We start from the raw sequence: 13,255 nt of genomic DNA, 5'->3' as shown, positions 1-13,255 counted from the left end.
TGTCATTTTCATGCGCCGAGGATGGAATCTGGGGAGTTTCCACACCGTCGCCGGCGTCGCCCGGCACGCTCACATGATTGGCAACCCTTGGGAGGGGACATCATGACGCATCAGCCACATCGCCGGAAGACACCGGTGTCCGCACTCGCGTTCTCGATCGCCATCGCACTCCACGCACCTGCCTTCGCGCAGTCGCAGGACGCGCAGACCTCGCCGCCCGCCGCAACCGATCTTGATCGCATCGAAGTCGTCGGCACCTTCCGCGCCAGCCTGGAGAAGGCGTTGGAAGAAAAACGCTACAGCGCCGAGCAGATCGATGCGGTCGTGGCCGAGGACATCGGCAAGTTCCCGGATCTCAACCTGGCCGAAGCGCTGCAGCGCATTCCCGGCGTCGCGATCGACCGCGATGCAGGCGAGGGGCGCTCGATCACCGTGCGCGGCCTCGGCCAGGACTTTACCCGGGTGCGCATCAACGGCCTGGAAGCGCTGGCCACCACCGGCGGTACCGACAGCTCCGGCGGCGCCAACCGCGGCCGTGGCTTCGACTTCAACGTGTTCGCTTCCGAACTCTTCAGCAAGCTGACGGTGCGCAAGACGCAATCGGCGCAGGTGGACGAAGGCTCGCTCGGCGCGACCGTCGATCTGCGCGGTGCGCGTCCGTTCGACTATGACGGCTTCACCGCCACCGCGACCAGCCAGATGGGCTACAACGATCTGTCGAAGGACTGGGACCCGCGCTTCTCCGCGCTGATCAGCAATACCTGGGCCGACGGCCGGTTCGGTGCCCTGCTCTCCGCCGCGTACAGCGAGCGCCACCTGCTCGAGGAAGGCTACAGCGCGGTGCGCTGGGACAATGGCGCCTCGTCGAACGGATTCTGCAGCCCGGTCGGCTACACGCCGCAGAACAACGCCAACAACAGCGGCCGCGGCACCACCGCGCTTAACTGCTCCACCGGCAATCCGCGCCCGGCCAATACCCAGGCGAACAACGACGCCTACCGCCTGGCCTCCGCGGCCACCACGTTCCACCCGCGCCTGCCGCGCTACGGTCGCCTTACGCACGACCAGGAGCGCCTGGGCGTCACCGCCGCGCTGCAGTTCAAACCCAGCGACCGCACGCTGCTGAGCTTCGACGCGATGTACTCCAAGCTCGATGCGACCCGCCAGGAGGACTTCCTGGAGACCATCTCGTTCAGCCGCTCCAACAGCCAGGGCGGCAAGTACGAGACGCACGTGCTGCAGGCGGAAGTCGATGCGCGCGGCAATCTTGTCTATGGCGTGTTCGACAACGTGGACGTGCGCTCCGAATCGCGCTTCGACAAGCTGTCCACCGAGTTCAGCCAGTACAGCCTGACGCTGGAACAGGACATCACCGACCGGTTGAAACTCACGGCGCTGGCCGGCACCTCACGTTCGGAGTTCAACAACCCCGTGCAGACCACGGTCACCCTGGACATCCAGAACCTGGATGGCTACAGCTGGGACTATCGCGGTAACAGCCGCCTGCCGGTGATCACGTACGGCAACCTCGATGTGACCGATCCTGCTTCCTGGCGCTGGATCAGCAGCCCGGCCGCCAACACGACGGGCTCGGAGATCCGCATCCGTCCGCAAGGCGTGGACAACACGTTCGATACGGGCAAGCTCGACCTCGACTTTGCGATCAACGAGACATTCACCCTGCGTGGCGGCATGTCGTACAAGCGCTTCGACATGGATACCTGGGAATTCCGCCGCAGCAGCGAGACCTCGGTGCCGGCGCTGCCGACGGGCACCACGGTGGCGGATATCTCGACGCTCGTCACCGGTTTCGGGCGCGGACTGGACGGGCGCGGCCCGAGCGCGTGGCTGATCCCGGACCTCAACGCGATCGCCAGCCTGTTCAACATCTACTGCAACTGCAACACCGGCGTGCCCGGCGGTGATTTCACCCTCAGCAGCATCACCAACGGCAATGCGCGCGGCAACAATCGCAGCATCAGCGAAGAAGACTGGGGCGGCTACCTGCAGTTGGACTTCAACACCGACCTGATCGGCCGGCCACTGCGCGGCAACCTGGGCGTGCGCTATGCCACGACCGACGTGGAAGCCAGCGGCTACACCTCCGTGGGGGGCGGCAGCGCGGTGACGGTGACCAACGACTACAAGGACTGGCTGCCCTCGTTGAACCTGGCCTGGGATCTCACCGACGACGTCGTGCTGCGCTTCGGCGCGGCCAAGGTCATGGCGCGTCCGCAGCTGGGCAATCTGTCGCCCGGCGCCGGCATCACCACGACCGGCTCGCCGAACATCCGCGTGGGCAATCCCTACCTGCAGCCGTTCCGTGCCAAGACGTACGACTTCAGCGCGGAGTGGTACTTCGCCGAAGATTCCGTGCTCTCGCTGGCGCTGTTCTACAAGGACATCGAAACCTACATCCAGGAGCTGCGCGAGAACATCGCCTACCGCGACACCGGCCTGCCGCTGGAATGGGTGCCCTCGACGTTCTGGGACGTGGAGTTCGACGTGCGCACGCCGATCAACACGCCCGGCGGCCCGCTCAAGGGCTTCGAGTTGAACTACCAGCAGCCCTTCACCTTCCTGCCCGGCGGATTCCGTCATTTCGGCGTGCTGCTGAACTACACGCACGTGGAATCGGACATCGATTACGCGGTGCCGGGCAGCTTCCCGGTCACCTACATCGCCAACGACCTGGTCAACCTGTCGCCCGATTCGTACAACGCCACGCTCTACTACGACAACGATCGCTTCAGCGCGCGCGTCTCCACCTCGTTCCGTGACGACTATCTGCAACGCGTCCCCGGGCAGAACAACAACGACGTGGAAGGCAAGCGCAGTGCCCGCAGCGTGGATGTTTCCATGTCGTACAAGTGGAACGAGCGCCTCACGCTGACGTTCGAAGGGCTGAACCTGACCGACGAGTTCAACGACCAGTACGTGGACTCGACGGGTGATCGCGCATCTGTCTATCACCACACCGGCCGGCAGTACTACGTCGGCGCGCGGTTCAACTTCTGAGCCCTGCGCACGAATCGCGCGGGAGGCGACGTGATCGAAGGAGGCAATAAAGAAAAGGTCCGCCTTGCGGCGGACCCTTTCGACGCACTCGGCGATGCGTATCGGCGCTCAGCGCAGCGGCTCGCCCCGCGGATAGCCCGCCAGCGGTTCCATCACGTCCAGGTTCCATTCGCCTTCGACGAACGGTTTGCGGGCTTCCTTGTACTGCGGGTAGCCCCCGACCTGCTCCTGGCTGTCGATGATCTCACCGCGGCCTTCGATGACGTCGGCGACGATGCGACGGTCGATCAGGTCGCGGTTCCAGGGCGTCGCACCCACGTTCTCGATGACGGCGTCCTGGACCTTTTCGGATGCCAGCAGCGTCACGCCGAACGGCAAGGCGGGTGCGTTCTTAACCCGATTGAGCTTCAGTGGCGCGGTCGTGTAGCTGCCGGTGTCCTGGATGCTCTTGTTGCCCACGCGATCCACGACCAGGTTGTCGTGCAGGTAGAGATCCAGGTCGCCGGACCCACCGATCATGAAGAAGGCCAGCGGCTCGGTGGACCGTCCCGCGCGCATGACGTTGCCGCGCACCACCATCTCCCCGCGCGAATAGGGATGGCCCTGCCATTCCTCGGCGATCAGGTTGTAGTGGATGGCGCGCTGCCCGGGGTTGTAGATCAGGTTGTTGACGACCTGCCCGCGCGCGCCGCCCTTGAACAACGGGCTGCGCTCGTAGTTGTGCGCGTACAGGTTGCCGACGATCAGCACTTCGTTGACGTGGTCGTGGATCAGCGAACCCTTGGAGTGCTCGCCCTTGGGGTGGGTGGCATTCGCCAGGCCCTCGCCGACGATGTTGTTGCTGTAAGTGATCCTGCGCGAGGCGTTGGCCATCCAATCGGCCTCGGTTTCACCATGGAAGCGCGTACTGGACGCCGACAGGTTCTCGTCCGTCGCCCAGGTGAGCGAACAATGGTCGACGATCACGTCGTGCGCACCGCGCACGGTGGTGATCGCATCGATGTCGCCGGAACGCTTGGCCATGCCGCCATCGCCCGGCCGGACGCGGATGTGGCGGATCACCACGTCGTGGGTGGCGATGGTCAGGCCGCCCTTGATGATCGTCACGCCGGGATGCGGCGCGGTCTGGCCCGCGACGGTCAGGAAAGGCTCGGTGATGCGGAGTTCCTTCATGCCGAGATCGATCACGCCGCCGACCTCGAACACCACGGTGCGCGGTCCCTTCGCCGTGAGCGCGGCCTTGAGCGATCCAGGACCGTCGGCCGCCAGCGTCGTCACGCGCAGCAGCGTGCCGCCGCGGCCGCCCGGCGTATGCGCGGCACTGCCTTGTGCACCCGGAAAGGCCAGGGGTCGCGTGTCGGCCGCCCAGGCGACTGCCGTCGCGGCTACGAGCAGCGTGAAGGCCAGCAGGCGGGCGCCCGCCCGCCGGGGGATTCGGATATCAAGCATTGGCTCCCTCCCAGGAGTGGATCGATGCATCGTGGCATCGGGTGGGTTTTTGCGGCAGTGCACATTGTCAATGACACCGGTTTACCATATACAGGCCACAGCGGCGCTGTCACTCGGCAGTGCAACAAACGGAGCGGGGAGAACCCTCTTGAGCAATGACAGCAGCGCCCTGGCGGGCCAGCGCGCCCAGGCCCCGGAACTGGCGACCATCGCGGACAGCTTCGTTGCCGCGCGCCGCCAAGGCCGCGCACTCCCGGGCTTTCCTGGCGAAATTCCCGCCGACCTGGTGACCGCTTACCGCGTGCAGGATTTCGCGATCGGCCAATGGCCGGACCGCGTGGTCGGCTGGAAGGTGGGCTACATCGCGCCGGAGCGCCGGGATGTCTCCGGCGACGAGCGCCTGCTGGGGCCCATCTTCGCGCGCGCCTTCCAAATGACCACCGGTGGTCAGAACGAGTTCCACATCTTTGCCGGCGGGTTCGGCGCGGTGGAGGCCGAGTACGTGCTCCGCCTGGACGCTGACGCTCCCGAGGGCAAGACCGAGTGGACGCCCGATGAAGCCGCGGCGGTCCCGTCCACGCTCTTCATCGGCATGGAAGTCGCCAGCAGCCCGCTCGCAACGATCAACCAGTTGGGGCCGCGCGTGGTGGTGTCCGACTTCGGCAACAACAACGGGTTGGTGATGGGCGCGGAAATCCCTGACTGGGCGGCGCGCAGCGACGCGTCGCTCACCTGCAGCACCTGGATCGACGGCGTCCGCGTCGGACAGGGCGGCGCGACCACCCTGCCCGGCGGTCTGCGCGCCGCGTTCGCCTTCGCCCTGGCGCGCTCCGCACGGCGCGGCCGGCCGCTGAAGGCCGGCGACCTGATCGCGACCGGCAATGCGACCGGCATCCACGACATCCTGCCGGGCCAGGTCGCGCGCATCGAGTTCGACAGCCATGGCAGCCTCGAGTGCCAGGCCGTGGCCGCCAAGGCGCTGGACGAGGGAGACTGGCGCGCATGATGAACCGTCGTCGTTTCCTCGGTGCCGGCCTGGGCGCCACCGTGGTCGCCCCGCTGGCCGGCACCTACGCGCTTGCCGACGAAGGCCGTCGCGTGCTGACGGCCTCCGACGTGCACGTGAAGGACTATCCCACCGTCGAGGCGGTCCGCTGGATCGGCGACGCGATGGCGCGCGAGACGGGCGGCCGCCTGGCCCTGCGGCAGTACCACTCCGGGCAGCTGGGCCGTGAAGCAGAAGCCATCGACATGGCGCGCTTCGGGGTAATCGACATCACCCGTGTGTTCTCGGGCGCGCTGAACAACGCGCTGCCGTTGACCCAGGCCCTGTGCCTTCCCTACGTGTTCGACTCGGTCGCGCACCAGCGGCGCGTCATCGACGGCGAAGTCGGCCAGGCCGTGCTGGACAGTTTCGAGGCGCGCGGTCTCGTTGGCCTGGCGATCTACGATTCCGGTGCGCGCTGTTTCTACAACAACAAGCACCCGATCACGAAGCCCGCGGACCTGCATGGCATGAAGATGCGCGTGGCGGCCTCGGACATCTTCATCCGACTGATCCGGCTGCTCGGCGCGAACCCCACGCCGATGTCGCTCGGCGAGACGTTCTCCGCGATGGAGACGCACATGATCGACGGCGCCGAGAACAACATGCGCAGTTTCCACTCCAGCCGTCATTTCGAAGCCGCGAAGTACTGGTCGGAGACGCGCCACTCCTACGCACCCGACGTGCTGGTGATGTCGCGCGCGAGCTTCCAGTCGCTGCAGCCGGCGGATCGCGAGCGACTGGTGCGGCTGGCGCGCGAGTCCGTACCGATCATGCGCGCCAAGTGGGATGCGTCCGAGAGCGAAGCGCGCAAGGCCGTCCTGGAACATGGCATCCAGGCGAACGAGGTGGACATCCCCGCGTTCCGCAAGGCGGCGCAGCCGCTGTTGGATGCCTACCACCAGCAGCCGCAGATCGAAGCCCTTTACCGTCGCATCCGCGACCTGGCCTGACGAGACATCCTCATGACCGAGACCGCCGCTTCCGTTCCGGCCGGCCCCGTGCAGCGTGCGCTGGACCGCCTCGCCGACGCCGCCATCGCCATCGCCGCCACGGCGCTGGTAGGGCTGGTGATCGTGCAGGGCTGGCAGGTGTTCACCCGCTACGTGCTCAACGATTCGCCCAGCTGGACCGAGCCGGTCACGCTGCTGCTGCTGAGCACCGCGATGAGCCTGGGCGCCGCCGCCGGCGTGCACACCAACCGGCATTTCAGTTTCCATCTGCTGGCCGAGAGCCTGCCGTCGGTCGCGCGTCGCCTGCTCGCTGTAGCGCGTCCGCTGCTGATCGCCGCGGTAGGCGCGATGATCGCCGGCTGGGCCGCGGTGCTGCTGCTCGACGGCCTGGACATCAAGATCGCCGGCGCGTCGATGCCGCAGAGCATCAACTACCTGCCCCTTTCGATCAGCGGCGCGCTGATCTGCCTGTTCGCACTGAACATCGCGTGGAAGGCCTTGCGGCCCGCGCGCGAAGAAGGAGTCTGATCCGTGGCCATCGCCATCCTGCTGGGCGCCTTCGTCCTGTTGCTGTTGCTGGGTGTTCCCGTCGCATTCGCGCTCGCGGTCGCCGCCCTTGCCACCCTGCTCTACCTCGACGTCCCCTCGATCGTGCTCGTGCAGCAGATCTCCGCCGGGTCCGGTTCGGTCTCGCTGATTGCGATCCCGCTTTTCATCTTCGCGGGCGAGCTGATGCTGAGGGGCGGCATTTCCGAGCGACTGATCGCGCTGGCGTCCTCGCTGGTCGGCCGCATGCGCGGCGGCCTGGGCCAGGTCAGCGTGCTGTCGTCGCTGTTCTTCGGCGGCGTGTCCGGTTCGGCGCTGGCCGACGTCTCCGCGGTCGGCGGCACGATGATCCCGCAGATGGTCAAGCGCGGTTACGACGTGGACTACGCCGTGAACGTGTGCATGACGGCCGCGCTGGTCGCGCTGCTGGTGCCGCCGTCGCACAACCTGATCCTGTTCTCGGCGGCGGCCGGCGGCGGCCTGTCGATCGCGGACCTGTTCGCGGCCGGCATCGTCCCGGCGCTGCTGATGACGGTGGCGATGATGATCACCGGCTATGTGGTCGCCCGCCACCGCGGTTATGGCACCGAGCCGGTCCCGGGCTGGCGCGCCGTCGCCCTGCGCCTGGTCGGTGCCCTGCCCGGCCTGGGCCTGGTCACGTTGATCTTCGTCGGCATCCGCGCGGGCATCTTCACCGCGGTGGAATCGGCGGCGATCGCGGTGGTCTACGCCCTGCTGGTCACCTCGCTGCTGTACCGCCAGCTGCGCTGGGCCGAGTTCCGCGGCGCCGTGGTGCACGCCGCGCGCACGACCGGCGTGATCCTGTTCGTGATCGCCACGGCCGCCGTGTTCGGCTGGCTGCTGGCCTACCTGCAGGTACCTGCGGCGGCGGTGGAGTTCCTGCAGTCGATCGCCGACAGCCAGCGCACGGTGCTGCTGATGATCGTGGTGATCCTGCTGGTGCTGGGCATGTTCATGGACCTCGCACCGAAGATCCTGATCTGCACCCCGATCTTCCTGCCGGTCGTGAAGGCCTATGGCATCGACCCGATCCACTTCGGCCTGGTGATGGTCCTCGCCGGTGGCATCGGCCTGGTCACGCCGCCGGTGGGCTCGGTGCTGTTCATCGGCACGTCGATCGGCAAGATCACGGTGGCGCAGAGCATGCGCACGATCTGGCCGTTCTGGCTCTCGGCATTGGTCGTCCTGCTGATCGTGGCGTTCTTCCCCGAGCTGTCGTTGTGGCTGCCGCGGGCGCTGAAGGGATGAAGCAGCGCGTGCGCGCCCTCGCCGCGGGCCTGGCGCTGCTCGCGGCATCGCCAGCCTGGGCGGCGACGCCGGCACCGCCGTCGCTGGCCGGCTTCGAGGACGCCATCCATCATTGGCGCAACGTGCATGGCGATGCCTATCCGCGCTACGCACCGGACCAGGTCGCACTGATCGCCGACAACATCCTGCGCTACCAGCGGACCGATGGCGGATGGATCGAGAACCAAGACCCCGCGCGGATCCTGGACGACGCAGAGAAAGCGCGCTTCGACGCCGAGGCGCGCAAGTCCGGCGGCAGCTTCGATAACCGCAACATCTACACGCAGCTCGACTACCTGGCCACGGCGTACGCGATCACCGGTGATGTGCGGTATCGCGACGGCAGCCTGAAGGGCCTGGCGTTCACCCTGGCGCAGCAGATCCCGTCGTGCGGGGGCTGGCCGCACACGGTGCCGGCCACGCAGCCCTATCACCCGCATATCACCATCGCCGACGACGTGACCGCGGGTGTGCTCGGTACGTTGCGCAAGGTACTTGCCGACACCCGCCGCTACGCCTTCATCGATGCAACGTTGCGCGCACGCGTGCAGGCGGCCGTCGATGCCGGCGATGCCTGCCTGCTGCGTCTGCAGGTCCGCCAGGGCGATGCGCTCGCGGGGTGGGCGGGCCAGTACGACGCGCAGACGCTGCTTCCTGCGCAAGGACGCAAGTTCGAACTCCCCTCGATCACCGGCCAGGAGACCGTCGGCGTCGTGCGCTACCTGATGTCGATCCCGGATCCGTCACCCGGGGTGGTGAAAGCCGTCGATGGCGCGGCCGCCTGGTTGCGGCGTGTGGAAATCACCGGCTGGCGCATCGAGACGTTCGAAGCGCCGGCGGAGCAGTTCCAGTACCACAGCAGCACGAAGGATCGACGGCTGGTTGCCGATCCCGCCGCCACGGGCCTGTGGGCGCGCTTCTACGACGTGGCGGACAACAGCGTCGTGCTCGCCACCCGCGACAGCCAGCGCGTCGCGCGCTACCAGGACATCCCGCGCGAGCGGCGCACCGGCTACGAGTGGTACGGCGGTTGGCCCAAGCGGCTGCTGTCGAAGGAATACCCGCAATGGAAGGCGTCGCACCCGGCCACGCCTTGAGGAAATCCCGCATGCCGTTGATCAGGTTCATCATCGCCGCCCTGTCTCTCTGTGTCGCCTTCGATGCGATCGCGGCGGATGCACTGCCCCCCGCCTGGAAGCGTGGCGTCGAGCATCAGCGCCAGGCCGACCTCGGCGACGGCACGTTCCTCAATCCGGTGCTGGCCGGCGATCGTCCCGACCCGTCGGTGCTCAAGGACGGCGACGACTACTACCTCACGCTGTCGTCGTTTACGGCCTATCCCGGCCTGCCGGTGTGGCACTCGCGCGACCTGGTCAACTGGCAGCCAATCGGCCATGCGATCACCAAGAATGTCGGCTCGATCTGGGCACCGGACCTGGTCAAGCACCAGGGCCGCTACTACATCTACTTTCCGGCGCGCGTGGGTGGCACCGAGTCGCCCCGGCGCAGCAATTTCGTGGTGTGGGCCGACGATATCCGCGGGCCGTGGAGCGAGCCGATCGACATCGGCCTGCCGGGCCATATCGACCCCGGCCATGCGGTCGGAGAAGACGGCAAGCGCTACCTGTTCCTCAGCGGCGGCGACTATGTGGCTTTGGCCGACGATGGCCTGAGCACCGTCGGCGAGGTGAAGCATGTCTACGACGGCTGGCGCTATCCCGAATCCTGGGACGTCGAAGGGTATGCGCAGGAAGGCCCGAAGATCACCTTCCGCAAGGGCTGGTACTACATGGTCACCGCGGTGGGCGGGACGGCGGGCCCGCCGACCGGCCACATGGTGATCGTCGCGCGTTCCCGCTCGATCCACGGTCCGTGGGTGAACGCGCCGAACAACCCCGTGGTGCGCACGACCTCGCGCGACCAGTACTGGTGGTCGCGCGGCCATGCCACCCTGGTGGAGGATGCCGCGGGCCAGTGGTGGATGATCTACCACGGCTACGAGCACGATTTCTGGACGCTCGGCCGGCAAGCGTTGCTCGACCCCATCGAGTGGACGGACGACGGCTGGTTCGTCGCCAAGGGGGGCGACCTGAGCCGCCCCCTGCGCAAGCCCGCGGGCAAGACGCTGTCGCCGCACGGGATGGCGCTGTCGGATGATTTCCGCGCCGGCACGTTGGGGGCGCAGTGGGCCTTCTACGATCCGGCGCCGGACGAGTCCCGTCGACTCACCTTCGGCGATGGCGTGATGACGCTGCAGGGCAAGGGCACCGCACCCCGTGACAGCTCGCCGCTGGGCGTCATCGCGGGCGACCTGGCCTACCAGTTCGAAGTCGAGATGGACGTCGAACCCGGCGCACAGGGCGGCGCGGTGCTGTTCTACAACGACCGGCTGTACGCGGGTGTGGGCAGCAACGGGGAGCAGTTCGTGATGCACCGCTACGGACAGGAGCGCCCCGGCAAACTGGCCCCGAGCGCCAAGGGCGGCAAGCTCTGGCTGCGGGTCACCCATGACCGCCATGTCCTCACGATCCATACCAGCACGGACGGCAAGACCTGGACCAAGTACCCCGTGCAGATGGAAGTCTCCGGCTACCACCACAACGTGGCCGGGGGCTTCCTGGCCCTGAAGCCGTCCCTGTACGCCGCCGGCCAGGGCAAGGTGCACTTCCGTAATTTCCGCTATCGCGCGCTGGACTGACCCCCAGCCGCTAGAATCCCCTCGACCGACGAACGGACCCGCACTGCCCCATGCCCGCGCGCAAGAAGCCCGAAAGCCCTGCCAGCCTGCCCATCGGTGGCAAGGCCGCGACCATCAACGACATCGCGCGGCTTTCCGGTGTCTCGAAGAAAACCGTGTCGCGGATCATCAATCACTCGCCGCTGGTGCGTAAGGACACGCGCGAGAAAGTCGAGACGCTGATGCGCGAGGTGGGCTATGTACCCGACCCGATGGCGCGCGGCCTCGCGTTCCGGCGTTCGTTCCTGATCGGCATGGTCTACGACAATCCCACCGCGCAGTACATCGTCAACATGCAGTACGGCGCGCTGGACGCGTTGCGCGATTCGGGCTTCGAACTGGTGGTGCATCCCTGCGACAGCCGCAGCCCGGGCTACATCGACGGCGTGCGCCGCTTCGTGCAGCAGCAGAAGCTGCATGGCGTGATGCTGGTGCCGCGCGCATCCGAGGACCAGGCGCTGGCCGACATGCTGGCGGAGATCGGGTGCCGCTATTCGCGCATCGCATCGGTCTCGATGGACGAACCGTCGCGCATGGTGGTCACGCACGACCGCGACGGCGCGGCCGAGGCCGCCGAATACCTGCAATCGCTCGGCCATACCGATATCGCGCTCATCACCGGGCCCGCGGCGTACCGGTCTTCGATCGAACGGACGGATGGCTTCCTGCAGGCGCTGGCCAAGCGGGGACTGGAGTTGCCGAAGTCGCGCATCATCGAAGCCGGCTACACCTTCGAATCCGGCGTGGTGGCGGCCGAGAAGCTGCTGTCCGGCAAGAATCGCCCCACCGCCATCTTCACCGGCAACGACGAAATGGCGGCCGGCGTCTACAAGGTGGCGATGCGCGCCGGGATCAGCATCCCGCGCCAGTTGTCGGTGGTCGGCTTCGACGACAGCCCGCTGGCCTCGCGCCTGTGGCCGTCGCTGACCTCGGTCCGCCGCAATACCCGCGACACCGGCCGGACCGCGGCCGCCATGCTGATCCAGCCGGAAGGCACGCCGGTGCTGGCTGCCGCCAGCATCCGCCCGCACCTGATCATCCGCGACTCCTCCCAGCCGCCGGAGTGAGGGGAACGGGGAACGGGGAACGGGGAACGGGGAATGATCATTCCCTGACGGCCTGATCCCCCCGCGGTCCCCGGCAATTCCCCGCGCATAAAAGCCCCAGGCACCCGCCAACCCTCATTCCCTGTTCCCTGTTCCCGCTTCACCCCCTGCCGCACCGCAAAATGACACCGGTTACCAAAGGCCGTAGAATCCACCCCACACCTCTTACCGACGCCGCCGCCAGGCGCGTCCGCACCGACGGAGCCCCGCCCATGTTCTGCAAGACCTACCACGCCACCCACCCGGACATGATGGACGGCGCCACCAACGACCAGCTGCGCGATCGTTACCTGATCGGCAACCTGTTCGCCGACGACACGGTGCAGTTGAACTACTCGCACAACGAGCGCTTCGTGATCGGCGGCGCCGCGCCGGTGTCGAAGAAGGTCAACCTGCCGCGCCAGACCGAGCCCGCCTCCGCCGCCGGCAAACCGTTCCTGGAGCGCCGCGAGCTGGGCGTGATCAACGTCGGTGGCGGCGCCGGCAAGGTCACCGTCGATGGCACGACCTATGCGTTGGGCCCGAAGGACGGCCTGTACGTGGCGATGGGCAGCGCGGACGTGGCGTTCGAATCCGACGATGCGTCGAATCCCGCCAAGTTCTACCTGACCTCCACCCCGGCGCATGCGCGCTTCGAGACCAAGCAACTCTCGATCAAGGACGCCGTCGCGCTCGAGCGCGGCGCGCTGGAAACCAGCAACGAGCGCACGATCTACCAGTTCATCGTGCCGGCGACCTGCCAGTCCTCGCAGTTGCTGCTCGGCCTGACCGTGCTGAAGACCGGCAGCGTGTGGAACACCATGCCGCCGCACCTGCACGACCGCCGCAGCGAGGTCTATTTCTACTTCGATCTGGCCGACAACGACCGCGTCTACCACTTCATGGGCGAGCCGGAAGCGCAACGCCACATCGTCGTGCAGAACGACGAGGCCGTGGTGTCGCCGCCGTGGTCGATCCACATGGGTTCGGGCACCAGCAACTACGCCTTCATCTGGGCGATGGGCGGCGAGAACCTGGACTACACCGACATGCACGTGCTGGACATCTGCCAGCTCAAGTAACCGCGCCACCCAACATCCGAGGGGAATACACG

Annotated in this window: 10 protein-coding genes; 9 read left to right on the top strand and 1 reads right to left on the bottom strand. The window is 67.0% G+C overall.

Annotated features, from left to right (window positions below; translation table 11 throughout):
* The first annotated feature begins 102 nt into the window (after nucleotides 1-102).
* Nucleotides 103-3,018, top strand: a complete 2,916-nt coding sequence (locus ASD72_RS07570) for a TonB-dependent receptor (protein WP_056879320.1) — start codon at nucleotides 103-105, stop codon at nucleotides 3,016-3,018.
* Between the two features lie 108 nt (nucleotides 3,019-3,126).
* Here ASD72_RS07570 and ASD72_RS07565 read toward each other — a convergent pair whose 3' ends face one another.
* Nucleotides 3,127-4,467, bottom strand: coding sequence for a pectate lyase (locus tag ASD72_RS07565; protein WP_056879319.1), 1,341 nt, complete (start codon nucleotides 4,465-4,467; stop codon nucleotides 3,127-3,129).
* Between the two features lie 199 nt (nucleotides 4,468-4,666).
* Between ASD72_RS07565 and ASD72_RS07560 the strand changes: the two genes are divergently transcribed.
* The 8 genes from ASD72_RS07560 to kduI all read left to right on the top strand — a co-directional run bounded on the left by ASD72_RS07560 (nucleotide 4,667) and on the right by kduI (nucleotide 13,223).
* Nucleotides 4,667-5,473 carry a 2-keto-4-pentenoate hydratase gene (locus ASD72_RS07560; protein ID WP_155944585.1) on the top strand — a complete coding sequence of 269 codons (807 nt, stop codon included), beginning with the start codon at nucleotides 4,667-4,669 and terminating at the stop codon, nucleotides 5,471-5,473.
* On the top strand, nucleotides 5,470-6,465 hold the full coding sequence (locus tag ASD72_RS07555; RefSeq protein WP_056879317.1) for a TRAP transporter substrate-binding protein: 996 nt from the start codon (nucleotides 5,470-5,472) through the stop codon (nucleotides 6,463-6,465). Before ASD72_RS07560 ends, ASD72_RS07555 begins: the two co-directional genes overlap by 4 nt.
* A 12-nt stretch (nucleotides 6,466-6,477) precedes the next feature.
* The gene (locus tag ASD72_RS07550) at nucleotides 6,478-6,993 is read left to right on the top strand and encodes a TRAP transporter small permease (protein WP_056879316.1); all 516 of its coding nucleotides are present in this window, start codon (nucleotides 6,478-6,480) and stop codon (nucleotides 6,991-6,993) included.
* 3 nt (nucleotides 6,994-6,996) lie between these two features.
* Nucleotides 6,997-8,280, top strand: a complete 1,284-nt coding sequence (locus tag ASD72_RS07545; protein WP_056879315.1) for a TRAP transporter large permease — start codon at nucleotides 6,997-6,999, stop codon at nucleotides 8,278-8,280.
* 8 nt (nucleotides 8,281-8,288) lie between these two features.
* A complete protein-coding gene (pelA, locus tag ASD72_RS07540; RefSeq protein WP_235577966.1) occupies nucleotides 8,289-9,416 on the top strand; it encodes a pectate lyase in 1,128 nt (375 codons plus the stop codon).
* A gap of 11 nt (nucleotides 9,417-9,427) precedes the next feature.
* On the top strand, nucleotides 9,428-11,017 hold the full coding sequence (locus ASD72_RS07535; RefSeq protein WP_056879314.1) for a family 43 glycosylhydrolase: 1,590 nt from the start codon (nucleotides 9,428-9,430) through the stop codon (nucleotides 11,015-11,017).
* 50 nt (nucleotides 11,018-11,067) lie between these two features.
* A complete protein-coding gene (locus ASD72_RS07530; protein ID WP_056879313.1) occupies nucleotides 11,068-12,123 on the top strand; it encodes a LacI family DNA-binding transcriptional regulator in 1,056 nt (351 codons plus the stop codon).
* A gap of 251 nt (nucleotides 12,124-12,374) precedes the next feature.
* Nucleotides 12,375-13,223: a 5-dehydro-4-deoxy-D-glucuronate isomerase gene (gene kduI, locus ASD72_RS07525; protein WP_056879312.1), complete on the top strand. Its 849-nt coding sequence runs from the start codon at nucleotides 12,375-12,377 to the stop codon at nucleotides 13,221-13,223.
* The last annotated feature ends 32 nt before the right edge of the window (nucleotides 13,224-13,255 follow it).

The sequence above is a fragment of the Pseudoxanthomonas sp. Root630 genome (genome assembly GCF_001427585.1).
Lineage (GTDB): Bacteria > Pseudomonadota > Gammaproteobacteria > Xanthomonadales > Xanthomonadaceae > Pseudoxanthomonas_A.
The sequence above is the reverse complement of the archived record's forward strand: the minus strand, read 5'-3'. Positions and strand labels throughout refer to the sequence as shown.

Excerpts from the sequence above, each read along its gene's own strand:
- ASD72_RS07555 (WP_056879317.1), top strand. The coding sequence starts at position 5,470 with ATGATGAACCGTCGTCGTTTCCTCGGTGCCGGCCTGGGCGCCACCGTG.
- ASD72_RS07550 (WP_056879316.1), top strand. The coding sequence starts at position 6,478 with ATGACCGAGACCGCCGCTTCCGTTCCGGCCGGCCCCGTGCAGCGTGCG.
- ASD72_RS07530 (WP_056879313.1), top strand. The coding sequence starts at position 11,068 with ATGCCCGCGCGCAAGAAGCCCGAAAGCCCTGCCAGCCTGCCCATCGGT.
- ASD72_RS07570 (WP_056879320.1), top strand. The coding sequence starts at position 103 with ATGACGCATCAGCCACATCGCCGGAAGACACCGGTGTCCGCACTCGCG.
- kduI (WP_056879312.1), top strand. The coding sequence starts at position 12,375 with ATGTTCTGCAAGACCTACCACGCCACCCACCCGGACATGATGGACGGC.
- ASD72_RS07565 (WP_056879319.1), bottom strand. The coding sequence starts at position 4,467 with ATGCTTGATATCCGAATCCCCCGGCGGGCGGGCGCCCGCCTGCTGGCC.
- ASD72_RS07535 (WP_056879314.1), top strand. The coding sequence starts at position 9,428 with ATGCCGTTGATCAGGTTCATCATCGCCGCCCTGTCTCTCTGTGTCGCC.